Genomic DNA, 25,747 nt, shown 5'->3' with positions numbered 1-25,747 from the left:
TTACTGGTAAAACACCAGCTACCAGAAGTAATGGATGTGGCTATGAGCACACTAATCGAATATATCCCGCTAATTTTATTTTTTGCCGTTTATAAAATGGTCGATATCTATTGGGCCACTGGGGTGTTGGTCGCTGCCAGCGCCATACAAATGGCCTACGCCTATTTTAAGGAAGGTAAAATAGGCACCCGTCACTGGGTGTTTTTCGCCATCGCCCTGGTGCTCGGCACCATGACCATCTTGTTTCGCGACGAGCATTTTATTCAGTGGAAGGCGACCTTTGTCTACGCCATACTGGCGCTGACCTTGATTATTTCAAGATGGTTTTTTGATAAAAACCTGGTGCAAAAAGCCCTGCTTGGACTTTTAAACTCGGTTGCCGAAAAGCAAAATGAGGGCGAGGCTGGCACTAGCGCCGAGAGCATATTGGTACCCAAAAAGGTGTGGGAGCAATTGAATATATTTTGGGTGGTACTGTTTAGCGCCATTGCCGCGCTCAATATCTATGTGGCCTATAATTTCTCTCTTGATTTTTGGGTGAATTTTAAGGTCTTCGGTCTGATGGGGATCACCTTTGTTGCCATCATTTTCACCATAGCACGCGTCTACCCTTATTTTCCTGACGAACAGTCATAACCCTGCCTTAATCCATTGCTACACTTAATACATCGCGGTGTAGCAATGGAGCGTCTCCTTGACTAATACCCAGTATCGCTGGCTTGAGCTTTTCTGCGTTTTTATACTCCTGCCCCTGGCCGGCTTAGGCCTGCGTGAGCATTTACAAAACTGGCTGATCCCGGCGCTGATCATCCTCACCGCCGTGTGCTGCTTTATTCTGTTAACCGACCCCCATTTTAAACGCTTTCGCATTACCTCCATGGGCCAGTTTCCCGTGGTGAAAAAGCGCATGGCCACATTTTTTCTCACCGGCGCCCTGCTCTCCGGCGTCTTGTACGGCATCATTAACCAGGAGAACTGGTTTAGCTACCCGCTGCAATCACCGGCGAGCTGGCTGATGCTGCTCATTCTCTACCCCTTGCTCTCGGTCCTACCCCAGGAATTAATCTTTCGCACCTATTTCTTTCATCGCTATAAACCGATTATTCCCAACAAGACCAAACGCGTGTGGCTGAGCGCAGCCGTATTTGCCCTGGCCCATGTGGTCTACGGCAATGTGGTGGCCGTACTGTTGGCGTTCTTTGGAGGCTTATTGTTTTCTTACACCTATGCGCATTCGCGCTCGACCATAGCTTGTGTGCTTGAACACAGTTTGTGGGGGTTGTGGATGTTTACGATTGGGGCAGGCAGTTATTTGGATGCGGGAGCCATTTAGGCTCCCGCGCTTGGTTTAGAAACCAAAGATACTCACGGCGAAGAACTTGGTCGCCACGGTATTGATAAAGATCAGCAATAAGATGGCTGGGATAAAGGTCGACAGCGAAAAGTTCACGTACTTCTCCATAAAGCTGCCGGCGTAGCCTTCACAGCCTTGCGAAAGCTCGGCGCTTAGCTTGGCTTTTTTCCAACGGTACATCACAAATAAACAGACCATCAAACCGTTCAGCGGCAATATGGTGTCATAGAAAACATCATAAACCACATCGAACATGCTCTTATCGCTGCCACCGTAATGGGTTAATTGCGTAAGCCAATCAACCATGCCGAATGACAAGGTACAGCCCACGGTCAAAATACCAATGGCACCGGCTAAGACGAGCAGGGCCTTTTTACGGCTGTAGCCACGCTCTTCGATTAAGGTAGCGGTCGGTACTTCGACAATAGACACCAAAGAAGTGATAGCGGCGAAGAACACCAATAAGAAGAAGATAAAGGCGACGATGGACGCACCGACATAGCCGATGTCCGTTTGCAGGGCGAGCAGGATTTTCGGCAGGTATACGAAAATCATGGACACCGAGGACTCGGATAACTCGCTTGGGTCGGTGCTTGGGTTAAAGCTAAAGATAGCCGGTAACACCATAAGACCGGCGGTAAAGGCCACCAAGGAGTCGGTGATCGCCACCATTTTGGCGCCGCTAACGATATCGTCTTTTTTCGAGATATAGGAGGCGTAGGTCATCAGGATACCCATGCCCAGGGACAAGGAGAAAAACGCCTGCGATAGCGCCCCGTTTAGCACACTGGCATTCATCTTAGAGAAATCGGGTACCACATAGTAACGCACCCCAGCCATGGCATTGTCCAAGGTCAATACATACGCTACCAGGGCAATCAGCAACACAAACAACGCGGGCATTAAAAACTTCGCCGCCTTTTCAATGCCGTCCTTAACTCCACCGACTAGGATCAGGTTGACCACCACGGCCACCACCAGCATATAGGCAAAGACACTGTATTCATTGATAAAGAGACCAAAGTTGCCGGGATCGGCCAAGGCTTCTAGGTTACCAAAGGCGGTTTGCGCCAGATAGCCGAAGATCCACACGGTGATCACCATGTAGAAAACCGCAATCATAAAGGGGGTCATTACCGCCAGCGCACCGGCACCACACCAACGGGGCGAGTTTTCCGATAACATGCGATACGCGCCGTAAGGGTCTTTTTGAGCCTTACGACCCATGGCCATTTCCGCCATCATCACCGGCAGACAAATAAAGGCCACAAAAAGTGCATAGACAAGTAAGAAGGCACCACCACCATTTTTGGTGGCCGAAACAGGGAAACCAACCAGGTTACCGATACCGACCGCCGAACCGGCGGCTGCGAGAATAAAGCCCAGGCGCGAGCTAAAGTGTTCACGTTTTTCGCTCATAGAAAAACCTTGTTATTGTTTTAACCCGACTCTAGCAGTGTTAAACCGGCCTTTTCAAGCTTTATAGACGTATTTGCCCGAGTAAATCGGTGTGCATTTGTTTACAGCGTAAATTACGTGCATTCGTGTTAATACATGCCCTTTTATTCGTCAAGCGACTATGTCATTGCACGATAAAAATTTACAAGCGCCCTCAATGCTGGCTATCATAAAAGTAATTCATACCAAATACTTGGTTTTATTTATGTTGTACATGATTTACTCAAGCGATGTCGAAAACTCGCTGGAAAAACGCCTAGCCGCCCGCCCCGCTCATTTAGCCCGCTTACAAGAGCTTGAGAGCCAAGGCCGCTTGCTTGTAGCCGGACCGCTTCCCGCCGTCGATAGCAATGACCCAGGTGAAGCCGGCTTTACCGGTTCGCTGGTTATCGCCGAGTTTGAATCGCTGCAACAAGCACGGGAATGGGCTGCCGAAGACCCTTATATTGCTGCCGGCGTTTACGACAATTCCATCGTAAAGCCATTTAAGAAAGTACTAGGGGCCTAAGTTCAGTAAAGGTTAATTGGTGTTCCGTATGCTAACCATATGTCACTGCCTATGGGTATGCCCACAGATTAGTCTAAGTATTAATCCAAGGGGTAAACCAGAGGTTAACCCATATAAGGTTACCGAGGATTCACCGGGAGCTCTTTGAATCATGTTAAGACTAATCGCAGCCATCTTAATCACATTTACACTGTCTATCTCCGCGGCCTATGCCGCACCGGCGCCCGCTAAGGTGATCGATAAGAAACAGGCAGTGACCATTGCGAAAGAAGCCGAAAACGGTAAAGTTTTAAAAATTTCGGAACAAAAGGATAAATTTGTTGTTCGAATCCTAAAGCCCAAGGGCCGAGTTATCGACATTATTGTCTCTAAACGCACGGGGCAAGTTGAGAAGGAAAATAATTAATGCGTATTTTAGTCATCGAAGACGATTTGCATTTAGCAGATAACTTACGTAGCGCTCTGGAAAAAGAGCGTTATAGCGTGGACCTATGTAACGACGGCGAAGCCGGTTTGTTCCACATTTGCGAATACCCGCTGGACATGGCGGTGGTAGACTTAGGCTTACCAAAAATTGACGGTATTGAGGTCATTAAGCAAGCCCGTAAAAACGGCGTTGATATTCCTATTCTTATTTTGACCGCTCGCGACCGCTGGCAGGACAAGGTAGAAGGCCTGGATGCCGGTGCCGACGATTACCTGACCAAGCCTTTCCACGTGGAAGAGCTGATCGCACGTTGTAACGCCCTTATTCGTCGCAGCGCCGGTCAGGCCAACCCAGAAATTAAAAACGGTCCAATCCGTATTCATACTCGCTCTCAGCAAGTATGGGTTGAAGATCGCGAGCTGAACCTAACCGCTTACGAATACAAGGTACTGGAATACCTGATGGTTAACCCGCAAAAGGTGATCTCAAAATCGGAATTGACCGAGCATATTTATGACCAGGACTTTGACCTAGACTCCAACGTCATCGAGGTCTTCGTCCTACGATTACGGAAAAAGCTTGACCCCGATGGCACGCTAAACCCTGTTGAGACCCTGCGTGGTCGAGGATACAGGTTGCGTTCGCAGTGGTAGGAAATCAGGTTTCACTGAAAATAAGACAAGGATTTATCCTTGTCTTTTTGTTGATCGTGGCCATGCCAACGCTCTTCGTTTCCATCGGCAATGCCTATCGTGCCTCCTTAATTGAGGCCACCGAAAAAACCCTTGAAGCGCACCTCTACTCACTGATTTCCGAAGTCGAATATTCGGAGCAAGGCGTAGAAATGCCGCGCAGCATCCTGGCCCCTGAGCTCAACCGCGTCACCTCTGACACTTATGCAATGATCTATAACGGCGATCAGCAGTTATGGCAAAGCGAGTCGGCACTGAATATCGACTTTAAACCCGACCTTTTTATCGCCGAAACCGGTAAGTCAGACTTTCGCATGGTCACCCATAAGGGTAAGAAATATTGGCAGCTCTCGCTGACCGGTATTCTCGGTAACCTGGATCAAGACATAGAAGCACGCTTTATCCTGGTGAAAAGCAATGAGGGCATTTTGCGCCTGATGGAGGGCTTTAAGGAAACCTCCATCAACTGGATGCTGATCATGGGTGTAGTGATCACCGTCTTGATGATTATCGGCTTTATTTGGAGTTCTCGGCCCCTGCATCGTCTCGATAAGGAAATTAAGGCTATCGAAAGCGGCGACAGCATGAGTATTAAGGGCCATTACCCGGTGGAGCTACAAACCATTAAGGCGGATTTGAATCTGCTATTGGAATCGCAGCAGCGCCAAAAAGAACGCTATCGCGCCTCATTAAGTGACCTCGCCCATGCCCTGAAAACCCCGCTGGCGGTGTTAAAGTCGAGCCCGCTCGCACAAGATAGTGATGCCCAGGAGCAACTCGACCGCATCAATGTGATGATCGAGCACCAATTGAAACGGGCCGCCACCGGCGCCTCCGATACCTGGAAAAAGCAAACCCTGATCAAACCCGTGGCCGACTCCATCTTTAATGCCATGAGTAAGGTGTACCGCGATAAAAATATCCAATTTAACGTCGAGGTGAACGACAAGCACTTTTTCCTCGGCGATAAAACCGATTTAATGGAATTACTTGGTAACCTGGTGGATAACGCCTGTAAGGCCTGCGAGTCGAAGGTGAGTCTCAAGGTAGTGCAGATGAAAAAACGCCTGCGTTTAATTATTGAAGACGACGGCCCAGGCGTGCCCGAGCATAAACGGGAATTGCTATTACAACGCGGTACCCGCCTGGACAGCTATGAAAGCGGCCACGGTGTGGGTATGGCCATTGTTGCCGATTTGGTAAAAGGTTACCATGGCCACTTGACCATAGGCGACAGCCCCCTGGGCGGCGCCCTATTCGAGCTAGAATTTGATTATCAGGAAACCACTTAGCGTGATAACAACATATAAAAAGCGCTTTGTCGCCATAGCGCTGCTTGGCAGCGCCTTCGTAACCCATGCGGCTCAAGCGCAAGAGAGCGCCTGTGAGCTTACCGGGACAACGCCTGAGGCACACCGAGATTACCTGCAATGTTTGGACTCGGCCCTCAAAGGCGCCGAGCGTCAATTACAGTCCTGGGCTAATAAGCGCCGCTTGCAGCTGGAAACGGAAGCAAAACACTCTGGCCTGACTCAGGCCCTGGATATCTTTTTACGCGCCGAGCAAAGCTTTGAGACCTACCTGGAAGACAATTGCCGCTGGCGTTATGTTCGTCTGTTGCCGGACAGCCAAAAGGCCGCCGGCGTCTACAAGCAATGTAAGCTACATATGTTTGCTCAGCGCACTGCCAGCCATAAACAGGCGCTGGAATAAGGCTCAGCTTTTAGCTGGGCTTATTAATACTTTCGGCATCGCTACCTAGTAAGGTGGCGATCCAGCGCCCTTCCTCACTCTCTTCCAGCGCTATTTTAACCACCATGGTCAGCGGCACAGATAACAACATGCCCACGCTGCCAAGCAGCCAGCCCCAGAAAATTAACGATAAAAACACCACCAATGCCGACAAGCCCAAGCCTCGGCCCATAAAGCGGGGCTCAATCATATTGCCCATTACCATGTTGATCAGCATATAGCCGCCGCCAACGAGCGCCGCGGTGACCGGGCTTTGAGTGATCAAGGCCAACAACACCGCGGGAACGGCGGCAATAATGGAGCCAATGTTGGGAATATAGTTAAGCATAAAGGCGACTACACCCCAGAGCAGGAAGTAATCGATATCCAGCAGCCATAACATCAAGGTAACCAAAACACCGGTGGCGAGACTTACCAGGGTTTTAATGGCCAAATAGGAATTAATGGAGGCAAGAAAACGGTCGATTTGCGCCATTTTCATGTCCGGGTCGTCCATCGCCAGGTGAATTTTATTACCTATGCTTGGTCCCTCGAACAGCATAAACACCACGGTGACTATGATTAAAAACAGGTTGGCCATTACCCCACCGAAACCGGTAAGCATATTGGTGGCCACATCTATCATCTTGGCCGGGTCAAACATGGCCATTATTTGCGCCTTATCAAGAAAGATATTGTATTGCGCCAGGGTATTGACCAGCCATTCAAATTCGTTTTTAAGCTGCTCTTTATATTGAGGCAGTTGCGCGGAGAAATCATTGACCGACTGCCCGACCAGTCCGGCCAGGCTTAAAATCAAGCCAAAAACCAACATGATCACAAGGATAATGGCCAATCCCTTGGGAATGCGATAGCGCCCCAGGGCATTAATCAAAGGACTGCAGATCACCGCGATAAACACAGAGAGAATAAACGGCACCACCAAGGGGCTGGCTATTTTTATTCCGGCCAAGACGATGACCAGGGACGCCAACACCATTAAACTTTTACTTGCTCCAATAAAGCTAGGCACACTTCATTCCTTTTTATTTTTCTGGGGTTAATTTGCGGTATTTTAGGGCTAAATCGAAACAAAGCTGATCGCAACGCAAACTCGGCCCGTATGCTTATTTTTCTAATTAACGCCTAGTTTAGGCGACTTAATGATGAAAATAAACTCTTGATATGGGACAAAAAACAGACGTAATCGGCACTGTGCTGGAAATGTCCTACACTTGTATAGAGCGGCTTGGCGTTATAGCGACATGAACATTCTTATTACCGGGGCCACCGGCTTGATTGGCTCCGAACTTTATAAACACCTGTTAAACCATCACAGCGTGACGGTACTCACGCGCACGCCTGCAAAGGCTTACCTTAAACTCGGTCATCGCATCGAGGCGGTGCGCAGTCTAGACAAGGTTAACTTCAACGATACCGACGTGGTGATTAACCTCGCCGGTGAGCCCATAGTCAATAAACGTTGGTCCCCCGAACAAAAACAGCGGGTCTATGACTCCCGTATCGCCCTCACCGAAGAGATTGCCGAGCGCATAAACCAGGCAGAAAAAAAACCAAAAACCCTGATCTCCGGCAGCGCCATCGGCTATTACGGCCGCCAAGGTGAGCAGGTGATAGGCGAAGACTATGAACACTGTTACGACGAATTTAGCCACCGTTTGTGTAAAGACTGGGAGCAAGCGGCGCAAAAAGCGCAAACCCGAGTGTGTCTGCTGCGTACCGGCATAGTGCTCTCGGCACGTGGCGGCGCCTTATCGAAAATGCTGCCGGCCTTTCGCTTTGGTTTTGGCGGCCCCTTGGGTGATGGACGCCAATATATGTCCTGGATCCACCTTGATGACATGGTGCAGGTGATCATGTATCTAATCAAATACGACCATATCAGCGGCCCCATTAATGCCACTGCCCCGCACCCGGTCAGCAATGAAGAATTCAGCAAAACCCTCGCGGAAATACTGCGCCGTCCGGCGTTTATGCGCATGCCTAAAGCCGTGCTCAGGCTGTTGATGGGAGAAATGGCCGATCTCATGTTGTATGGGCAAAATGTGCAGCCCAAACGCATGCTCAAAGAAGGCTTTCGTTTTCGTCATCCCGAGCTGAAACCGGCACTGTCGCAAATCCTAAGCCGCCCTTAGCGGCCTAGGCAAAAACAAACCCACTAGATTATCTTACGCAGCAGGCCACTGGTGTTTTTGTTCAGTGTGCGTGCAATCATGGTGTAACCCAGTACGGCCACAAACAAGGCACCGGATACGGGCCCTATGAGCCAGATATCCGGGTGCAACTTGCCCGGCAGTTCAAACAGGGTGCGCTGCACTACAAACAAGGCTAGATCGCTGGAGAGCGCCGCCACCACACCGGCCACCAAGCCGAGCAATAAGAACTCATACAGGGTTGCATGGCGAATAAGTTGTCCACGCGCGCCCAGGGTGCGCAATATCACCACCTCTTGCATGCGTTCGCCCAAGCTCGCCTGCACCTGGGAGATAAGCACCAGGGCGCCACAGACCACAACAATGGCAAGCACAAAGCCGATGGCCAAGGAGACCTGCTCTATGGTCGAGCGAATTTGGTCAACAAAGTTATCGACATCAATGGCGGTGATGGTCGGATACTGGCGCAGCAACTGGGTAAAAGCCTTGCTCTCCCCCTCGTCGATGCGCGCCGCAGCAATATAGGTTGCGGGGAAATCCGCCAGCACATCCGGGCTTAAAATCATAAAGAAATTCGGCTTTAAGGTAGACCAGTTTACCTCTCGGAAGCTGGTGACCTTGGCCTCAAAGCTTTGCGCGCCAATTAAGAAGCTCAGGGTATCGCCAAGTTTTATATCCAAACGTTCGGCCATGGACTGCTCCACCGACACCTCGCCCCGGCTTTCGTCGCTAAACCATTGCCCACCACTCAAGGTATTATGGCTCGGCATCTCACTGACCCAGGTCAGATTGAGCTCGCGGCCCACGCCGGAGCGCGCTTCCTCGTCTTTTTTCTCATTGTCCTCTAACGACACCTCACGGGCCACCAGCTCGCCATTAATGGCATTAACACGACCGCGAATGGTGGGATAAAAACGCGACACCTCAATGTCTTTAGCCGCCAAATAGTCACTGACCGGCTGTTTCTCTTCCTCGGTGATGTTTACCAAAAATGCGTTGGGCGCATCCGCCGGCAGCTGAGATTGCCAGTCATTGATCATGTCGTTTTTAAGCACGATTAGAAACAGCAGCAGCTTGATGGCCAGCGCAAAACTGATCAGTTGCACCGCATTGGCATTGGCCCGCTTTTGGATGGAAGCAATGGCCAAAGACCAGCTATTTCCAGGGCTTAAACCTAGCTTACGACCCCCGCCAAAGATCAATTTAGAAAGGATAAAGAGCACCAGGACTACGGCCGCCGAGGATAAGAACAAGATAAGGGTGATCATAATCTTACCGCTGAACAGCCACATCAAGGCAAAGACGGTGAATGCTGAAAGCGCTAGGTGAATCTTGCTCACCAATAAACGGTCACCCAGGTTACGGCGCAAGACCCGCAGCGGTGGAATATCGAAAAGATCAAGCAGCGGTTTAATGGAGAACATCACCGCACACACCACGCCGATAAACACCGCACTCAACCAGGGGCGCAACGATGCCGGCGGCAATTGTACATCCATGTTGGCGGCCATGTAATTGCCTGCCGCATACTGCAGCCCATAACCTACCGCCAAACCAAGCGCCAGGGAGAAGCCACACACCAATGCCAGATGCAGCAGATAGATATTACGGATTTGCGAGCGCGCTCCCCCCAAGGTTTTCATCATAGCCACTGGGTCGTACTGGCGCTCACAATAACGCTTCGCCGAAACCGCGATAGCCACCGCCGCGAGGATAATGCCCAGCAGGCCCGCCAGCAGTAAAAAGCGCTCCGAGCGCTCCAATGAATTGGAAATGGGCGACTGTCTGTCTTTAACCCCATACCAGCGTTGGTTCTCGGCCAACTGCGGCTTTAACCACTGATAAAAGGCCTCGACCTTGTCGCCCTCCCCGGCGTATAGCTGGCGATAAAACACCCGGCTGCCCGGCTGAATAACCTTGGTTTTTTCTATATCCGCTTCATTGAGCAGCACGCGGCGGCTACCGGAGAAGATATTAAAGGGCGCATCCGGTTCTTCACTGAGAATGGCACTGACCTCAAAGGTCGCGGCACCCAGCTCTACGCTATCACCCACCGCCAAGTCCAGGGAATACATCACCGACTCGTTGAGCCAAACCGTGCCTGGCTCTGGACCGCCTTTGGCCACCTGCTCCTGGGCATCGAAATCACGCTTGATCAGCAGTTCGCCCTTAAGGGGGTAGTCATTTGATGCCGCCTTGATGGCCGCCAGTTGCATGCGCTCATTGGCAAACAGCATGGTATCGAAAAAGGTTAAACGAGCGGTTTGCAGGCCCATGCTCTGCGCCTGCTCTAGATAATTCTCAGGCAAGGCATGATTACTGGCCAAGGCTCGGTCGGCGGCGATAAAGGCGTTGGATTTTTGTAATATGGCCTGGCCGATGCGGTCAGTGACCGATGACAGAGTAAGTACCGTCATCACCGCCAGGGCAATGGCGGCACAGATCACCGTCAGTTCGCCGCGGCGCAATTCCCTAAAAAATAATCGTATCGCTAACTTAGCCCACATGCGCGCGCTCCTGTGGCTCACGTAGCTGGGTGAGCTCACCGCCTTCGATATGTAAAATTCGTTCACAGCGCTGCGCCAGGGCTTCATCGTGGGTTACCAAGACTAAGGTGGTGCCCTGCTGCTGATTAAGCTCAAATAAGAGCTCTTCAATCAGCTTGCCATTTTTGCTGTCGAGATTGGCCGAGGGCTCATCGGCAAACAGGATTTTTGGAGTGCCGACAAAGGCGCGGGCAATGGCCACCCTTTGCTGCTCACCACCGCTCAGTTGTGACGGGTAGTGCTCTATACGATGGCTTAAGCCCACTTTTTCTAACAGCGCCAAAGCCTGCTCTTTGGCATCCGGCTGATTGGCCAGCTCCGCCGGCAGCATTACGTTCTCAAGAGCACTTAGGCTTTGTACCAGCATAAAAGATTGAAACACGAAACCGACCTTTTGCGCCCGCAGCGCGGCGCGGCCTTCTTCATCTAGGCTCTCTAGGGCATCACCATCAACGATAATGCTGCCGGAAGTGGCTCTATCAAGCCCCGCCAACAGGCTCAGCAGGGTTGATTTGCCCGAGCCGGACGCGCCCACTATGGCCACCGACTCGCCCGGCTTGACATTAAAGCTGATGTCGCTGAGGATCGTTAAATCGCCGTCAAGCGTATTAACGGACTTGGTTAATTCTTTGACTTGAATAATGTTTAATTGAGATAACGCTGACATATGAATGCTTTAATCCTACGTATTTTGCTCGTCCTATTAGTTGTCACTAAACCATTTATGGCTTGGGCTGACAACCAAATCCTGATCCTAGGAGACAGCTTAAGCGCTGCCTACGGTCTAAAACAACACCAAGGTTGGGTGCAATTGTTACAAGATACGTATGAAGAACAAAAAAAGCCCATTAAATTAATCAATGCCAGTATCAGTGGCGAAACCACCGGTGGCGCACTGCGACGCCTGGAAGGCATTTTGGCCAGCCACCAGCCCAGTCATGTATTGATTGAATTGGGCGGCAACGATGGCCTGCGTGGATTCCCTATTCCCAAGATGCAGCAAAACCTCAGTGCCTTAATTAAACAAAGCCAGGCGGCCGGCGCCGAAGTGGCGGTGATGGCCATTCGCATCCCCCCCAATTATGGTCCCCGCTACACCCAAATGTTTGAGGCCAGCTTCGCCACAGTGGCCGAACAACACGGTGCTCACCTGCTGCCATTTTTTGTCGAGCAGGTCGCCACCGACAGCTCCTTGATGCAAAACGACAATATTCATCCCAATGCCGAGGCCCAGCCGCTGCTGCGCGACATTATGGCCGAGCATATCGAGGCCTGGTTGGCCGCCCCGCAATTAAGCGCAACCAACACGGCTAAATAAGAAGCAAAAGGCGCTGTCAGTGCAGCGCTTTTTTAGAAAAAAATAAGAAACTTCATCGATATGAATAATTTATAGGCAAACGATTCAACACCCACTTGCAATTAAAAAAATTATCCGTACTATTGCAGTCCTAGTCGGCATATAGCGCAGCTTGGTAGCGCACTGTCATGGGGTGTCAGGGGTCGCAGGTTCAAATCCTGCTATGCCGACCATTCTTTTCTCTCCCCAGTCAAATCTTAATTCGTTCTCGCACCTAACGTGCCCTTAATTTCCTAAGTAAACTTTTTTAAACACCACAAAACCATTTTCTTAGCGAAAACCTTACGTCCTTGTCTGTGCTTCCGTTTAGCCTTATTCCGACGTTATGCTCGTGTGTTGCAAATCCGCACCAGGGTACCGACAAAACAATCCACGCCCTTGCATCATTAAGTTGGTACGCTTAAACGGTCAATTTTACTCCAAGGGGATCATGATGCGTTTACCTAACTTACTGTTTCTACTCTTAACGCTATTTTTAGCGCCGCTGTTTTGCTCGCAGGCTTTGGCCACTGGCTCGGCGCAGCAAGCAGAGGACGAGGCCGCTATTAAAGCCCTCTTCTCCAGCTACATGAATAAGTACAATGGCTATATACAAGGCAAGTCGCTGGAACATGTGGAGCAGTTATATATGCCCCAGGTCATGCTGATGTCCAGTGCCAACCCACCGGTGGCCATGAGTGCCGACGAGTTTGGTAAACAGGTGGTGGTCTTTCTCGATGGTTTAAAGTCCAAGGGAGTGACCTCGGTCAACTGGCAAGAACTGAATATCAGGCTGTTGGATAACAATATTGCCATCGCCACCATATCGCCACCCGTTATCGCGCCAATGGCGAAATCTATAACCGGGTCGGCGCCACTTACTTTTTATATAAACCGCAATCGCAGTGGCGTATTGCTAGTTTTGCGGTACACGAGCATACTGGAGTGCAAACTCTTTAACGTAACACGTGATTATGGAAGATTGGGATGCATATCGCCTGATATTGGCAATTCACCGGGGGAAAACACTGCGCAACGCGGCAAAAATAATGGCCGTGAACCACAGCACGGTGGCAAGGCGATTAGCACAGCTCAATCACAGCCACGGCCATACCCTGGTGGAGTCCACCCCCTCAGGGTACGCACTCACCGTGGCGGGCCATACCTTATTGCACACAGCGCAGCAAGTTGAAGCGCTGGTACTGGCAGACAGGCATGCACAGCGCGCTGATAACCTGGATCAATGCGGTCAAATCACCCTTTCAGTGCCCCCTGCCATTGCGCACTATCTGCTTCTGGATGACTTAGCTGCCTTTGTTAAACGCTACCCCAACATTCGCTTGGTTATGCAGTGTAGTTATCACATCGCCGATATCGACAACTGCGAGGCGGATATTGTCATTCGCGTCGCCAACGCGCCATCCGAGCACCTGGTTGGCCACCGCGCCGGCGTTGTGTCCGTGAATTACTATGCCCAAAAGCACTACTTATCGCATACGGCCAGTAAGCAATACACCTGGCTCGTTAGTTCAGCCGATGCCGCCCACAGCGAATGGATCAAACAAAGCCCCTACCCACACGCCCCCGCGGGCTTAGTGATTGATGATTTGATGGTACGCCATGAGGCCGCACATAAGGGCTTGGGCCTTATTCGCGGCGCCTGTTATATCGCCGATACCATGGAGCAGCTGATGCCAATCGGTGATGCTGAGCCGCAGGAATTTGCACAGTTTTGGGTGCTGACACACCCCACACTCATTGAAGTCCCCAGAATTAAACTGCTGATGAGCGAGCTCTATACCCTATTAAAACACCGACAACATCAGTTAATGGGGTGCACTGATGAGTTTATTGGGTAGCACCCTTTATTTATTCGTTTTAACCCAAAGATAGCTAACTAAACTAACAGTAAGTCACTTTGCCAGCGAGGCCACACAATCCACTATGCTATTGCTCATTGCATTCGCCGTACTGTCTATTGCCGTGTCATTTATGTGCTCCATTTTAGAAGCGGCATTACTCTCCATTACACCTAGCTATATTGCCAAACAAAAATTGGAGAACCCGGTTCGCTATCAGGCACTAAAAAATCTCAAAGAAAGGATTGATCAACCGCTGGCGGCGATTCTCACGCTTAATACGGTGGCCCATACCGTGGGGGCTGCCGGGGTTGGCGCTCAGGTCACGGTCGTTTTCGGTAATGGCTATCTGGGTATCGCCTCGGCGGTCATGACCATTCTTATTCTCGTACTATCAGAAATAATCCCCAAAACCATAGGCGCGCAATTTTGGCGCCAGCTTGCCGTGGTCTTACCGCCAATACTTAACGTCTTGATCTGGATACTCAAACCCTTTATTTGGATCTCGGACAAAATTACCCGTTTACTCGGTGGCAGCACCAGCGAAGAGGACCTGCGCTCAGAAATTAAAGCCTTGGCCTCCCTTGGTACCGAGCTTGCTTGTGTTGATGAGACCGAGTACAGAGCGATCAGCAATATTCTCGATTTACATACTATTAAGGTGCGCGATGTGATGACGCCCCGTATTGTGTGTGAAACGCTAAAACCGGACTTGCCGCTGGACGACATTCGTACCAAAGTCGTCAAAAGTCAGTTTACCCGGTTTCCCATCATAGATGAGGACGAGGCCCCCCACGGCATCATTTTTAAGTCGGATTTGATTATGGTGGGCGACAAAAAATACGCGATTGAGTTTGCTCGCCCGGCTAAAGTCGTTTCTAACAACACCAGCTTGGAGCATTTGCTTACCCAACTCATCGAAGAGCAAAACCACATGTGTTTGGTGTATGACGAGTACGGCTCGTGGCAAGGATTAATCACCATGGAAGACATTATAGAAACCATTATCGGCCGTTCGATTTTGGATGAGACCGATCAAATAGCAAACATGCGTCGCTATGCCCGACGACGTTGGATGAAGCAAAAACTGACACAGAAAAAAGAACAAGAGTAATGTTTTAGGTCGGTCAAGCGGCTACCAAGTGCTGATTTAAGTCGCTGTCCAGAGCCTTTATGTGGTGGAACTGAAATTTAAAAAACCTTTATAAAACAACAGTCGTAACCTATAGTGTCGTATTGGTTACGTAATGATTTCGGGTGCATGTCGCAGCCCTAACGTATTGCTGGAGAGGGTCTATTGCTAATTTAAAATCCAGTTAGCAAGGAGACCCGCAAGATGAAAATGAAAGTAAATGTTCAGGTCATTAAGACCCTGCGCGATAGCCGCTGTTACTCACAAGAGCAGCTGGCAGAGATGTCGGGGTTAAGTTTGCGCACGGTACAAAGAATCGAAGCCAAGGGCGTTGCCTCATTGGAGTCGATTAAAAGTATCGCCGCGGCACTGGATATCGATTGTCAGCAATTGTTGGCTCTGGATCACAGTGTTCATGTACAAGGCAGCGCCTCAGCGGCGGCTGTGTCTGAACACATTCAGATCCCTGCCACAAAGACTGACTCAGAGACCGCCTCAGCACAGGCTCCACAGGAGCAAGCGGCCGCTAAACCTAAAGCCAATAAGCACAGCTACCTGTGGAGTATGCTACTGGTCATCGCCGCCAATGGCTTTGGCTTCTGGGGCATTTTTGATGCTTATCATGGCGGGCGCATCGATCACGAGACCATGAGTTTACTCAAAAACCTGGTGTCGCTGGCGCTGCTCTTTTCGGTGGGTCTGCTGGCCTACAAGGGCTATAAAGAAGGTATCTTTAAGTAATAGTCAGTTAACCAAAGCATCGGGGTTCTCCTTGCTAACTCCATTTTAACCAAAGGAGAAAACCCATGTTTAGCAATAAATTAGATATTAAACTTATCAGCGTAACCATCGCCGCCTTTTTCATATACGTGCTTATTGCAGGCATAGTATTGGTCCAATTATGGCTCCCCGATGGTCTAGCAACAGAGCAAGCCACGATACTGGCGGAGCAGGACTTAGGCTTGCAAATTCAGAGTATGTTCGCAGGGCTCATTGGTTGTCTGCTGGTTGGCGCGATGAGTGTGCGTTTCGGTAAGGAGTTGGGATATAAAAACACCCTGGTGTGCGGCATTTTTCTCACCCTGTACGGTGTTTTGGGGGTATATTTGCACCCACAACACGCTGTTTGGGCGCAATTTATAAAGGTGCTAACGCCACTGCCTATTACCTTGCTTGCCGCCATGCTGCTGTGCAACATGCGTAAAACCTCCCTCAAAACAGCATAATACTTTATCCGCCCAACTAGGTGGCGACACAAGATGGCATAGCCATGTGTCGCCCCGCTCACACACCCAGTACCGACGTTAAACCGTAATTCTCGTTCATTCACCGACATTTGGTTAATATTAGTAGTGAAATAAGGTAAAAAGGCGCAACTTTGCGAATCTAGGAGAGCAATATGTCGCGTATTTTTAGTCTTAGTGCGGTTGCCGCCACACTCTTGAGTGCTCATGTTTATGCAGCAGATTTTAATTTTACTGGCCTAAACGGCGCAAAAACCCTGGTGGTTATGCAAACCAAAGGGCAAGACTTACCTGCAGGTCAATTACCTACAGCGACTCAGGCGCAATTGAAAAAGGCTGCGGACGCTGCTCAATTTGATGCCAGCCAAGGCAGCACCCTCGAGCTCCTAGCTCCTGTTGACTCCGACTATGAGCGCATTTTGGTTGTGGGTTTGGGTGACAAGGATGAGTTAAACGCCGCCAACCTGGCGAAGCTCGGTGGCAACGTTCATGGCCAGCTTAAAGCCAATAAAATCACCGATGTTGACCTGGCTTTTGCCGAGGTACAAGGCCAGTTAAGCAATGCCCAACTGGCAGCTCAGTTTGCCCACGGCGCCAGTCTTCGCGACCACAGCTTCGATGTCTACAAAAAAGACGCCGAGAAAACCAGTGTCAGCTATCACTTCAATGTCGCTAACGGCGAGCGCGCCGAAGCGGCTTACCAAGCCCTGGCTCATATCGAGAAAGGGGTGTTTTTAGCCCGCGACCTAACCTCGGAAGTGGCCACAGAAATGACCCCGGTCGAATTTGCCAAGGCCGCCAAAGAGCTTGAGCAATACGGTGTTGAAGTCACCGTGCTGGGTCCCAAAGAGCTTAAAAAGCTGGGGATGGGTGCCTTAGAAGGCGTTGGCCGTGGCAGTGAGCATGGCGCCCGCCTTGTTGTTGCACACTACAAGGGTTCCGACAATGCGCCAATCGCCCTGGTGGGTAAAGGCATTACCTTTGATTCCGGTGGCTACAGCATTAAAAGCGGCCCTTCCATTGCCCGCATGAAATCGGATATGGCCGGCGCTGCTGCGGTACTGGGCACGGTTAAGGCCATGGCGCTGAGCAAGGCCGATGTTAATGTCGTTGCCGTGATGGGCATGGCCGCCAACATGGTGTCCCAATACGCCATTGCCCCGGGTGATGTACTGCGCACCGCCGAAGGCTTAAGCGTGGAAGTGGTGAACACCGATGCCGAAGGCCGTTTGGTACTGAGCGATGCCATGTGGTATGCCCGCGAGTACTTTAAACCAGAGATCATGGTGGACGTGGCCACATTAACCGGCTCTAAGGTGCGTGCCGTGGGTAACCGCTACAGCGCCATTTTCTCTGAAGACGACCAACTGGTTAGCGAGCTGACCGCCGCCGGTAAGGTAGTGAATGAGCAGGTATGGCGCCTGCCACTGGGCTATAAAGACATGCTGAAGTCGGATATCGCCGATCTGCAAAACATAGGTTCTGGTGGCCCGGGTGCAACCACGGCCGCTTCTTTCTTGCAGCACTTTGCCGGAGACACCCGCTGGGTGCATATCGATATCGCCGGTAATGCCCTGGCCAGCAAGGCCAAAGGTGAAGTGAATGTAGGTGGTACAGGTTATGGTGTGCGCCTGCTGAGCGAATGGATTTTAAAAACCAAATAAGCGCACAGATGAAAAAGGTGGCCTAGGCCACCTTTTTTGTTGGTTGGAAAATCTAACTCGGAATACTTGGGTTAGAAAAAGCCGAGGGCATTGTCCGAGTAACTCACCAAGAGGTTCTTGGTCTGCTGATAATGTTCCAGCATCATCTTATGGGTTTCTCGCCCTACCCCAGATTTTTTATAGCCACCAAAGGCCGCATGAGCCGGATAATGGTGATAGCAGTTGGTCCAGACGCGCCCGGCTTCGATGGCGCGGCCCATGCGATAAGCGCGGTTCATATCCCGCGTCCACAAACCGGCCCCCAAGCCAAACTCGGTGTCGTTGGCGATGGCAATGGCCTCGGCCTCATCCTTAAAGGTGGTCACACTGACCACGGGGCCGAAGATTTCCTCGCGGAACACCCGCATCTGGTTATTACCCTTAAACAGGGTTGGTTGAATATAGTAGCCTTGATTAAGCTCGTTATCGAAACGCTCGGCATCGCCGCCAATGAGTACCTCGGCACCCTCGTCGCGGCCTATGGTGAAGTAGCTCATGATCTTATCGAACTGCTGCTGCGATGCCTGGGCACCGACCATGGTCTCGGTATCGAGCGGGTTACCGCGCTTAATTTGCTTGGTGCGATCGATCACCTTGGCGATAAACTCATCATAGATGCTCTCCTGCACTAACAAGCGGGATGGGCAGGTACAGACCTCGCCCTGGTTGAAAAACGCCAGTACCGCGCCCTCCACACACTTATCGATAAACTCATCCGATTGCCCAAGCACATCCTCAAAGTAGATATTGGGAGATTTACCACCGAGCTCCACCGTTGATGGAATAATGTTTTCGGCGGCGCACTTTAAGATATGAGCCCCCACCGGGGTGGAGCCGGTGAAGGCGATTTTGGCGATGCGGGTACTGGTGGCCAGGGCTTGCCCCGCCTCGGCACCATAACCGTTAACCACGTTAAGCACGCCGGGAGGTAACAAATCGCCAATCACCTCAACCAGCTTTAAAATCGACGCCGGGGTTTGCTCGGCGGGCTTTAACACCACACAGTTACCGGCGGCCAGGGCTGGCGCCAGCTTCCAGGCCGCCATCAGCATCGGAAAGTTCCAAGGAATGATTTGCCCTACTACGCCCAGGGGCTCATAGAAATGATAGGCCACGGTGTTTTCATCGATATCACCGATGCTGCCCTCCTGGGCGCGAATACAGCCGGCAAAATAGCGGAAGTGATCCACCACCAAAGGAATATCCGCATTGAGGGTCTCACGCACCGCCTTGCCGTTATCCCAGGTTTCCGCCACCGCCAATTGCTCTAAATTAGCCTCGATGCGGTCGGCAATTTTCAGCAGCAGATTACTGCGCTCGGTGACCGAGGTTTTACCCCAGGCTACTCTGGCCTGATGCGCCGCATCCAACGCCAACTCGATGTCTTTGTCGTTTGAGCGTGGCACCCGGCAAAAGACTTCGCCGGTCACCGGCGTGGTATTGTCAAAATAGGCGCCATCGACCGGCGGCACCCAGGCCCCTCCAATATAGTTTTCATACTGGGCGGCAAAAGACACCACCGCGTCGGTTGAATTAGGCTTTGCATAAATCATTGTTATTGTCCTTCTTTGCTGCAATCCCTTTAACGCTAGACCAGTTTGGTGATAAAAACTTGATTGGCATTCCATCTTGCTTGACTCCACGTACACTTTTTGGCCATGCTAGAGCAAGCCTTGAACAAGCTTTGGTCACAGCAAAGGAGCCTAGCGATGCAAGCAGCAACCCACCCAGATGCACTCGAGCGCCTCGATACCCTAGTCGATCACCGCTCGGTGTTTAACGCCGACGGCGTGCAATTGTGTTTATACGACACCTATGAGCACAGCGACGGCATACCCTTTAAGGCCGACGAAATCATGTTTTGTGCCATGATCCAAGGGCGTAAGGTGATGCATCATCCAAGCTTGGAGCAGGGGCAGAATTTTATCCCCGGGCAAAGTTTTGTGATTGCGCCCCAGGAGCATGTGGCCATCGATTTCCCCGATGCCACATTGAGCACGCCGACCCGATGTTTGACCATAGAAATAGACACCCAAAAGCTGCATCAAGTAGCCCGGCAAATGCGTTTGCATAGCGATAGTGACGCCCCTGCGCAGACAGCCACCTTGCAACTGAATCACAGCGCCAGCACCCAGGGCGTGTATCAAAGATTAATTGAAGCATTCAGTGAAAATGAAAAGGACAGAGGCTTGTTCATCGAGCTCGCCAGCACCGAATTACTGGTGCGTTTACTGCGTGAGCAAGAGCATAAGCAGTTGCTTAGCTGCGCCCAGCAAGACCCGCAAGCGACGCTCTGGCATGCTGTGGTGGCCCATATCGAACACAACCTCGGCAACCTGATTGATGTCGATACCCTGTGTGGCTTGGCCTGCATGTGCCGAAGTAAGTTTTTTACCGCCTTTCGCCGGCGCTTTGGTATCAGCCCGCAGGCCTATATTCTTAAGCGCCGCCTCGAGCGCGCCCAGTTACTGCTTAACCAGGGCAAGTCGGTGACCAATGTCTGCTTTGAAACCGGCTTTAACAGCGTCAGCCATTTTAGCCGCAGCTTTAAAGGACACTTTGGCGTATCGCCGCGGGGCTATCGCCAGCAAGGAGTGAGTTAAACGAACAAAGGCCGCATATGCGGCCTTGTGAGAGAAAATTAGTGCTTAGCTTAATCAACCAAGTCTTCGGTGCCAACAATCAACCAAGGCGCCGAATCAGCGTTTTTACGCTCCATATGCCAAATTTCATCGATACGCTCTTTCGCATGAGCAATGCGGTCCTGATACTGGCCGCTAAAGTGGATGCTGATAGCCCACACATTATTGTCGCAGCTGGCGCGAACAATATTGGCATCAACAAATAACACCTCGGTGAGTACCTCGCCCTGCTCGGCGCGCAGCGCCTTAAATTCATCGATCAGCTCGGGAGCTAAATACTCCGACACCAGGTCCAAGTTATTGTCATTCCAAGCCTGTTGGATGGTGACATAATGCTCTTTGGCCGCACGTATAAAGCCAACCTGATCAAAGTTCGGCGGCAGTTGCATGGGCACAGAGCTCGGTTGCGGCCGAGATTGAGCCGAGGCGCTGCTTTGCTGCCACTGACCCTGGCCCGCATAGGCCTGGCCTTGCGGCGTTGCCATCATGGGCCGCGGCTGGTTTTTGCGCATTGCCGAGCGAATAAACTTGAAGAGTAAGAAGCCAAGCCCCGCCAGCAATAAGATTTCCAGCAGTTGCACGCCTTCAAAATCATCGCCCATCATGGCAGCAATTAAACCACCGGCGAGCAGGCCGCCAAGCACACCGGCCATAATGCCTTTTTTGCTTGAAGTTTTCTTCGCCGTCACGGTATTGGTGTCCGTAGTTTGCTGCTTTTGTGTGGTCTGTGTTTGTTCGGTCTTACCCGTCGTGCGTTTTGAACCAAACTTTTTACGCGCCTGGGCATCGAAGCTGGCGGTAAATAATACGCTCAATAGCGTTAGCATAATTACCAGATTTTTCATGGTTATCCTTAAAAATAAATACTGGCGGCAGTGTACCTTAGCCCTGGTCTAAGGCAAGCAATTCGGGATATTGCGCGCCCTAACTGCCCAGTTTTTAGGCATAAAAAAGGCCCGTAAAATACGGGCCTAATTGCTGATTTAAACGTTGCCGAGCTTACTCAAAAAACAGCGGTGTGCGTGCTTTTTTACCCACTTCCGTCATGGTTTCGGCGTCAAATAAACGACCGTTTATCATGGTGTATTGCACCTTATCGGACTGACGAATGTCGCTGAGGATATCGCCGTCAATCACAATTAAGTCCGCCAGTTTCCCTTCTTCCAATGAGCCGAGATTTTTATCTAAGCCTAGGGTCTTAGCCGGATCTAGGGTGGCGGTGCGGATCACCTCAAGGGGCGTCATGCCGCCTTGGGCAAACATCCACATTTCCCAATGCGCAGCCAGACCTTCACGTTGACCGTGCGCACCGACATTCACTAACACACCCTGATCTTGCAACTCGCCGGCAACACGGGCGTTGTTGAAGTGGTTGTAGTGATGTTCAGGCGCCTTGGTGCGACGCATAGAGCGCGGCAACAACTGGTTTTTAGGGACAAATTTACTTAGACGCGGGTGGTTCCACACCTCGGTTTTATCGTACCAGTAGTTCTCACCCCAGATACCACCGTAGGCCACGCCCAAGGTCGGCGTATAAGCCACGTCACTTTGCGACCACAGCTGGCGAATATCATCATAGATATTGGCCACCGGAATCGAGTGCTCTATGGTGGTGTGGCCATCGATCACCATGGTGAGGTTATGCTGCAATAAAGAGCCCCCTTCTGGCACTACCATCATGCCGAGTTCACGGCCGGCTTCCACCACCTGCTGACGCTGATCGCGGCGCGGCTGGTTGTAAGACTTAACACTAAAGGCACCCACCTTTTGCAGGCGTTCAAGGTGGAATTTAGCATCATCCAGGGAGTCAACGTGCGAGGTATACCCCGGCATATTGGCACCATAAAGGATAGTCCCGGTGGAGAAGATACGCGGACCGACGATCTCGCCCGCTTTTTGCATTTCGCTGGCAGCGAAGATTTCCGTGGTGTCGTTACTTGGGTCGTGAATCGTAGTGACACCTAAAGATAAACCGGCCAGGTTTTTCCAGTTCTGCTCGGGAATAATTTCATCGCTACCCTGACCACCATGGGCGTGGGCGTCGATGATCCCAGGCATAATGGTTTTACCACTGACATCAATCACTTCGGCGTCTTCAGGGATCTGCACGTCGGCCTGCGCACCCACGGCTTTAATATGCTTGCCATCGGTTAGCACGACCCCATTGTCGATAACCTGCTCACCCTTCATGGTGATCACCTTAGCGCCAACCAGGGCAATCATCCCCCTAGGCTCGGCCATGGCTTTTTTGAAACCAATATTTTCGCCGCTTTTCACCTTAAAGTCGGCATCGGCGTCGCCTTTAATATTGAACATACCGTCGAGAGAGGCATGGTACAACTCAGGGCCCAGGCTCCAATACAGGCGATCGCTGGCACCGCTCCAACTGATGTTCTCGCCGGCGCGTACAGAAAGCTGTTCAACCGGAAACTGACTGTCTTTCGGGCCTATGCTGATGGTTTTGCCACGCTCAACAAAAGGCGTCACAAACACCTTAAAGCGCTCGGCAAATGCCAGGTACTGGCCATCGGGCGAGATGCGGAATTCGGTGGCATGCTTAGACTCGTACAACTTGCGAATTTTCTTACTTTCAAGTTCAACCACGCTGAAGGTCGGCTTAGGCCAAGGGCTCATGATATACACGCGGTCATTGTCTTTACCGAATTGCGGCTGATAACCGTGCTGGGTAACAAGCTCAGGCTTTTCGGGATCGTCTATGTTCACCGCGTAGATACCCGGTTTCAACGACCACTCCGGCGCCAACAAGCTGCTGCCGGATGACTTTCTAAAGACCAGGGTTTCACCATCTGGACTAAAGGCCGGCTCAACGTATTTGCCCGGCTCTGTGGTTAGGGTATCACCGCGGCCCGAGCGTGCAGAAACAACACGCACACTGCCCTGCTTCTCGTCGTCCCAGGTGACATAGGCGATTTGCTTGCCATCACGTGAGAAGGTCGGGAAAAATTCAAAATGATCGTCTTGCTTGGTCAGGCGTTTGATCTTGCCCGACTCAAGGTCGCGCTTGTAGATATGGCCCATGGCTTCAAAAATGGCGGTTTCACCGTCCGGCGATACCTGTACGTTGCGCAGCATTTTTACGTCAAATTCATCGGTATCCAGGTTTTGCTCAAAGCGCAGCGCCTTTTGAATCGACTTGGTGGTTTCAACCTCAAAAGCGATTTCTTCGCTCTCGCCATTATCTACGTCCAGCTTATGGATTTTACCGCCGGCCCAAAACACCAAGGACTCGTTATCCGGGGTCCAGGCCATGGTCGGATAGACGCCGTGAATGGCCCAGGTTTCCTGCATATCACGCTCAAGCTTATCGTACAGCTTGGTTTCTTTACCAGACTCTAAATCATACAGATACAACGTGCTTTGGAAGTCGTCACGCTTGATATAAGCCAATGTCTTACCATCGGGCGACGGCGTTGGGCGAATGGCGCCACCGGTGCCGCTTAGGATGGTGTCGATTTCACCGGTTTCGCGGTCATAGCGCTTAATTTTGTAGATGCCCTGCACCGAGTCTTTGGAATAGTGGAAAGTTTTTCCGGGGGTGTCATCCTGAGAAAAATACACATAACGGCCATCCGGTGAAAACGCCGGCTCGCCTAGATCTTTTTGGTCGTTTGGACGCTCGGTCAGTTGCACACCCGAGCCACCGGCCTTGTGGTACATCCACACCTCACCGGCGCCCAATGAACGACTGGCGGTAAAGTGTTTACGGGCAACGATAAAGTCACCGTCCGGGCTCCAGGCCGGGCTGTTCAACAGGCGGAAAGATTCTTTGGTCACTTGGGTTTGCTCTGAGCCATCGACCTTCATCACCCAAATATTGTCGCCACCACCTTGATCTGAGGTAAAGGCAATATGTTGGCCATCCGGGCTAAAGCGCGGCTGCATTTGCCAGCCGATATCCGACGTTAACTGAGTGGCCTTGCCGCCACTAATCGGCATGGTGTAAATATCACCGAGCAGGTCAAATACCAGGGTTTTGCCGTCGGGGCTGATATCCACGTTCATCCAGGTGCCCTGGTTGACACTGATCTTGGCATCCAGGAATTCGCCTTGTGGGCTGTCTACTTGCCATTTTTGTTCTTCTTTTGCGGCTTCCTCGGCAAACGCACTAGGCTGCGCCAAGGGCAGCGCCAGAGAAATAGCCAGTGCCAGCGCACTGTATAATGGAGTCTTCATAGAGTTCTCATCGGATTTAGTTATTATCACCCCCTACTAAAGCAAAATGTGTGACAAAGGGAAAGTCAGTTGGGGTTAATGGGCGAAAATGAGGGATGGATGAAAATCCGAAAACCTGAAACGGGAAAACTGGAGGTACAGGACTGAAGCTAACAGTGGGATAACGTTTGGCTGCTATGAATCGCAACCAAACGCAAGTTTTGCTGTATCTACGCGCTAGGCCTTAAAAATCAAATTTAAGGGCCACGCTCACTGCATCGGTGCCGTCAAACTGCTCGTATGACAGCTCAGCAGCCATGGTTTTGCTAAACTGATAGCCCGCGCCACCACCGAAACCAAATTCCCAGTCATCTTCAGACTCAGAAACGCCACCAGCGGAAGCGGTTACTTCTAGGTTGGCATAAGAAGGCGCGGCATATAAATAGAAGCCGTTGTCAAAATCATATTGACCGCGTACCGATAAAGCAATGAAGCTGTCCATTTCAATTTTAACGTTCGTGCCGAAGACATTAACCTTGTCATCGCCGATACCCGTACCAATACGCAGCTCAGGCATAAAGTAAAAGTCGTTGCCTGAGTCAAACTTGTAACCGATAGAGCCATAGATACCATCTAAGCTGATATCGATACCCGCGTCGTCATCCGATAAGTTCATATAGCCCGCGCCCGCTTGCCAGTTTGCTTGCGATGCGAATGATGTGCCAGCCAAAACAACGGCTAGTAAGGTCTTTTTAAACATTGTTATAT

Annotated in this window: 23 protein-coding genes, 1 tRNA gene and 1 pseudogene; 17 read left to right on the top strand and 8 right to left on the bottom strand. The window is 51.0% G+C overall.

Features of this window, described 5'->3' with window-relative positions; genetic code table 11:
• The first annotated feature begins 42 nt into the window (after positions 1–42).
• Both C2M36_RS14310 and C2M36_RS14305 read left to right on the top strand, forming a co-directional pair.
• A complete protein-coding gene (locus C2M36_RS14310) occupies positions 43–636 on the top strand; it encodes an inner membrane-spanning protein YciB (RefSeq protein WP_105255529.1) in 594 nt (197 codons plus the stop codon).
• 58 nt (positions 637–694) lie between these two features.
• Complete coding sequence (locus C2M36_RS14305; protein WP_105255465.1) at positions 695–1,333, top strand: CPBP family intramembrane glutamic endopeptidase; 639 nt, start codon at positions 695–697, stop codon at positions 1,331–1,333.
• A gap of 15 nt (positions 1,334–1,348) precedes the next feature.
• Here the strand turns inward: C2M36_RS14305 and C2M36_RS14300 are convergent, their stop codons facing one another.
• A complete protein-coding gene (locus tag C2M36_RS14300; RefSeq protein WP_105255464.1) occupies positions 1,349–2,773 on the bottom strand; it encodes a sodium-dependent transporter in 1,425 nt (474 codons plus the stop codon).
• A 244-nt stretch (positions 2,774–3,017) separates the two neighbouring features.
• Here C2M36_RS14300 and C2M36_RS14295 point away from each other — a divergent pair, with 244 nt between their 5' ends.
• The 5 genes from C2M36_RS14295 (at position 3,018) to C2M36_RS14275 (ending at position 6,152) form a co-directional block, all read left to right on the top strand.
• Positions 3,018–3,320 carry a YciI family protein gene (locus C2M36_RS14295; RefSeq protein WP_105255528.1) on the top strand — a complete coding sequence of 101 codons (303 nt, stop codon included), beginning with the start codon at positions 3,018–3,020 and terminating at the stop codon, positions 3,318–3,320.
• Positions 3,321–3,471: 151 nt separating this feature from the next.
• The gene (locus C2M36_RS14290; protein ID WP_105255463.1) at positions 3,472–3,726 is read left to right on the top strand and encodes a PepSY domain-containing protein; all 255 of its coding nucleotides are present in this window, start codon (positions 3,472–3,474) and stop codon (positions 3,724–3,726) included.
• On the top strand, positions 3,726–4,400 hold the full coding sequence (locus tag C2M36_RS14285; protein WP_105255462.1) for a response regulator transcription factor: 675 nt from the start codon (positions 3,726–3,728) through the stop codon (positions 4,398–4,400). Before C2M36_RS14290 ends, C2M36_RS14285 begins: the two co-directional genes overlap by 1 nt.
• Complete coding sequence (locus tag C2M36_RS14280) at positions 4,394–5,731, top strand: ATP-binding protein (protein WP_105255461.1); 1,338 nt, start codon at positions 4,394–4,396, stop codon at positions 5,729–5,731. The genes C2M36_RS14285 and C2M36_RS14280 overlap by 7 nt, the downstream gene beginning before the upstream one ends.
• A gap of 1 nt (position 5,732) precedes the next feature.
• Positions 5,733–6,152, top strand: a complete 420-nt coding sequence (locus C2M36_RS14275) for a lysozyme inhibitor LprI family protein (protein WP_105255460.1) — start codon at positions 5,733–5,735, stop codon at positions 6,150–6,152.
• A gap of 10 nt (positions 6,153–6,162) precedes the next feature.
• Here C2M36_RS14275 and C2M36_RS14270 read toward each other — a convergent pair whose 3' ends face one another.
• Complete coding sequence (locus tag C2M36_RS14270; RefSeq protein WP_442792664.1) at positions 6,163–7,170, bottom strand: AI-2E family transporter; 1,008 nt, start codon at positions 7,168–7,170, stop codon at positions 6,163–6,165.
• A 265-nt stretch (positions 7,171–7,435) separates the two neighbouring features.
• On the opposite strand from C2M36_RS14270, the gene C2M36_RS14265 reads away from it, so the two are divergent.
• A complete protein-coding gene (locus C2M36_RS14265) occupies positions 7,436–8,326 on the top strand; it encodes a TIGR01777 family oxidoreductase (protein WP_105255458.1) in 891 nt (296 codons plus the stop codon).
• 23 nt (positions 8,327–8,349) lie between these two features.
• On the opposite strand, the gene C2M36_RS14260 is transcribed toward C2M36_RS14265, so the two are convergent.
• Both C2M36_RS14260 and C2M36_RS14255 read right to left on the bottom strand, forming a co-directional pair.
• The gene (locus tag C2M36_RS14260; protein WP_105255457.1) at positions 8,350–10,851 is read right to left on the bottom strand and encodes an ABC transporter permease; all 2,502 of its coding nucleotides are present in this window, start codon (positions 10,849–10,851) and stop codon (positions 8,350–8,352) included.
• Positions 10,841–11,557, bottom strand: a complete 717-nt coding sequence (locus C2M36_RS14255; protein WP_105255456.1) for an ABC transporter ATP-binding protein — start codon at positions 11,555–11,557, stop codon at positions 10,841–10,843. Before C2M36_RS14255 ends, C2M36_RS14260 begins: the two co-directional genes overlap by 11 nt.
• On the opposite strand from C2M36_RS14255, the gene C2M36_RS14250 reads away from it, so the two are divergent.
• The 8 genes and pseudogenes from C2M36_RS14250 (at position 11,558) to C2M36_RS14220 (ending at position 18,125) form a co-directional block, all read left to right on the top strand.
• Positions 11,558–12,208: an arylesterase gene (locus C2M36_RS14250; RefSeq protein ID WP_105255455.1), complete on the top strand. Its 651-nt coding sequence runs from the start codon at positions 11,558–11,560 to the stop codon at positions 12,206–12,208.
• 135 nt (positions 12,209–12,343) lie between these two features.
• Positions 12,344–12,420 (top strand) — tRNA-Pro (locus C2M36_RS14245).
• Between the two features lie 780 nt (positions 12,421–13,200).
• Positions 13,201–13,329: pseudogene (locus C2M36_RS17210) on the top strand (LysR family transcriptional regulator); the annotation flags it as partial.
• A gap of 48 nt (positions 13,330–13,377) precedes the next feature.
• On the top strand, positions 13,378–14,085 hold the full coding sequence (locus C2M36_RS14240) for a LysR family transcriptional regulator (RefSeq protein WP_234399178.1): 708 nt from the start codon (positions 13,378–13,380) through the stop codon (positions 14,083–14,085).
• A gap of 85 nt (positions 14,086–14,170) precedes the next feature.
• Positions 14,171–15,199, top strand: a complete 1,029-nt coding sequence (locus C2M36_RS14235) for a CNNM domain-containing protein (protein ID WP_105255453.1) — start codon at positions 14,171–14,173, stop codon at positions 15,197–15,199.
• Positions 15,200–15,421: 222 nt separating this feature from the next.
• The gene (locus C2M36_RS14230; RefSeq protein ID WP_105255452.1) at positions 15,422–15,958 is read left to right on the top strand and encodes a helix-turn-helix domain-containing protein; all 537 of its coding nucleotides are present in this window, start codon (positions 15,422–15,424) and stop codon (positions 15,956–15,958) included.
• A 65-nt stretch (positions 15,959–16,023) separates the two neighbouring features.
• A complete protein-coding gene (locus tag C2M36_RS14225) occupies positions 16,024–16,443 on the top strand; it encodes a hypothetical protein (protein WP_105255451.1) in 420 nt (139 codons plus the stop codon).
• A gap of 173 nt (positions 16,444–16,616) precedes the next feature.
• Positions 16,617–18,125 (top strand): leucyl aminopeptidase, encoded by a 1,509-nt coding sequence (locus C2M36_RS14220; protein WP_105255450.1) that lies wholly within the window; start codon positions 16,617–16,619, stop codon positions 18,123–18,125.
• A 71-nt stretch (positions 18,126–18,196) separates the two neighbouring features.
• Here C2M36_RS14220 and exaC read toward each other — a convergent pair whose 3' ends face one another.
• Complete coding sequence (gene exaC, locus C2M36_RS14215) at positions 18,197–19,717, bottom strand: acetaldehyde dehydrogenase ExaC (protein ID WP_105255449.1); 1,521 nt, start codon at positions 19,715–19,717, stop codon at positions 18,197–18,199.
• A 156-nt stretch (positions 19,718–19,873) separates the two neighbouring features.
• On the opposite strand from exaC, the gene C2M36_RS14210 reads away from it, so the two are divergent.
• Entirely contained in the window at positions 19,874–20,767 is an 894-nt protein-coding gene (locus C2M36_RS14210; RefSeq protein ID WP_158678955.1) for an AraC family transcriptional regulator, read from the top strand.
• Between the two features lie 50 nt (positions 20,768–20,817).
• Here C2M36_RS14210 and C2M36_RS14205 read toward each other — a convergent pair whose 3' ends face one another.
• The 3 genes from C2M36_RS14205 to C2M36_RS14195 form a co-directional block, all read right to left on the bottom strand.
• A complete protein-coding gene (locus tag C2M36_RS14205; RefSeq protein WP_105255447.1) occupies positions 20,818–21,651 on the bottom strand; it encodes a Tim44 domain-containing protein in 834 nt (277 codons plus the stop codon).
• A gap of 154 nt (positions 21,652–21,805) precedes the next feature.
• Positions 21,806–25,000, bottom strand: a complete 3,195-nt coding sequence (locus tag C2M36_RS14200) for an amidohydrolase family protein (RefSeq protein ID WP_105255446.1) — start codon at positions 24,998–25,000, stop codon at positions 21,806–21,808.
• A gap of 223 nt (positions 25,001–25,223) precedes the next feature.
• On the bottom strand, positions 25,224–25,739 hold the full coding sequence (locus C2M36_RS14195; RefSeq protein WP_105255445.1) for an outer membrane protein: 516 nt from the start codon (positions 25,737–25,739) through the stop codon (positions 25,224–25,226).
• Positions 25,740–25,747 lie beyond the last annotated feature (8 nt).

Origin of the sequence: Pseudoalteromonas sp. T1lg75, from assembly GCF_002964705.1 — a bacterium.
Lineage (GTDB): Bacteria > Pseudomonadota > Gammaproteobacteria > Enterobacterales > Alteromonadaceae > Pseudoalteromonas.
The sequence above is the reverse complement of the archived record's forward strand: the minus strand, read 5'-3'. Positions and strand labels throughout refer to the sequence as shown.

Bases quoted from the DNA above. Each gene is read 5' to 3' on its own strand.
- C2M36_RS14195 (WP_105255445.1), bottom strand. From the start codon at position 25,739: ATGTTTAAAAAGACCTTACTAGCCGTTGTTTTGGCTGGCACATCATTC.
- C2M36_RS14225 (WP_105255451.1), top strand. From the start codon at position 16,024: ATGTTTAGCAATAAATTAGATATTAAACTTATCAGCGTAACCATCGCC.
- C2M36_RS14265 (WP_105255458.1), top strand. From the start codon at position 7,436: ATGAACATTCTTATTACCGGGGCCACCGGCTTGATTGGCTCCGAACTT.
- C2M36_RS14255 (WP_105255456.1), bottom strand. From the start codon at position 11,557: ATGTCAGCGTTATCTCAATTAAACATTATTCAAGTCAAAGAATTAACC.
- C2M36_RS14200 (WP_105255446.1), bottom strand. From the start codon at position 25,000: ATGAAGACTCCATTATACAGTGCGCTGGCACTGGCTATTTCTCTGGCG.
- C2M36_RS14310 (WP_105255529.1), top strand. From the start codon at position 43: ATGAGCACACTAATCGAATATATCCCGCTAATTTTATTTTTTGCCGTT.
- C2M36_RS14295 (WP_105255528.1), top strand. From the start codon at position 3,018: ATGTTGTACATGATTTACTCAAGCGATGTCGAAAACTCGCTGGAAAAA.
- C2M36_RS14260 (WP_105255457.1), bottom strand. From the start codon at position 10,851: ATGTGGGCTAAGTTAGCGATACGATTATTTTTTAGGGAATTGCGCCGC.
- C2M36_RS14300 (WP_105255464.1), bottom strand. From the start codon at position 2,773: ATGAGCGAAAAACGTGAACACTTTAGCTCGCGCCTGGGCTTTATTCTC.
- C2M36_RS14285 (WP_105255462.1), top strand. From the start codon at position 3,726: ATGCGTATTTTAGTCATCGAAGACGATTTGCATTTAGCAGATAACTTA.
- C2M36_RS14220 (WP_105255450.1), top strand. From the start codon at position 16,617: ATGTCGCGTATTTTTAGTCTTAGTGCGGTTGCCGCCACACTCTTGAGT.
- C2M36_RS14290 (WP_105255463.1), top strand. From the start codon at position 3,472: ATGTTAAGACTAATCGCAGCCATCTTAATCACATTTACACTGTCTATC.
- C2M36_RS14230 (WP_105255452.1), top strand. From the start codon at position 15,422: ATGAAAATGAAAGTAAATGTTCAGGTCATTAAGACCCTGCGCGATAGC.
- C2M36_RS14235 (WP_105255453.1), top strand. From the start codon at position 14,171: ATGCTATTGCTCATTGCATTCGCCGTACTGTCTATTGCCGTGTCATTT.
- C2M36_RS14205 (WP_105255447.1), bottom strand. From the start codon at position 21,651: ATGAAAAATCTGGTAATTATGCTAACGCTATTGAGCGTATTATTTACC.
- C2M36_RS14210 (WP_158678955.1), top strand. From the start codon at position 19,874: ATGCAAGCAGCAACCCACCCAGATGCACTCGAGCGCCTCGATACCCTA.
- C2M36_RS14250 (WP_105255455.1), top strand. From the start codon at position 11,558: ATGAATGCTTTAATCCTACGTATTTTGCTCGTCCTATTAGTTGTCACT.
- exaC (WP_105255449.1), bottom strand. From the start codon at position 19,717: ATGATTTATGCAAAGCCTAATTCAACCGACGCGGTGGTGTCTTTTGCC.
- C2M36_RS14270 (WP_442792664.1), bottom strand. From the start codon at position 7,170: ATGGTGTTGGCGTCCCTGGTCATCGTCTTGGCCGGAATAAAAATAGCC.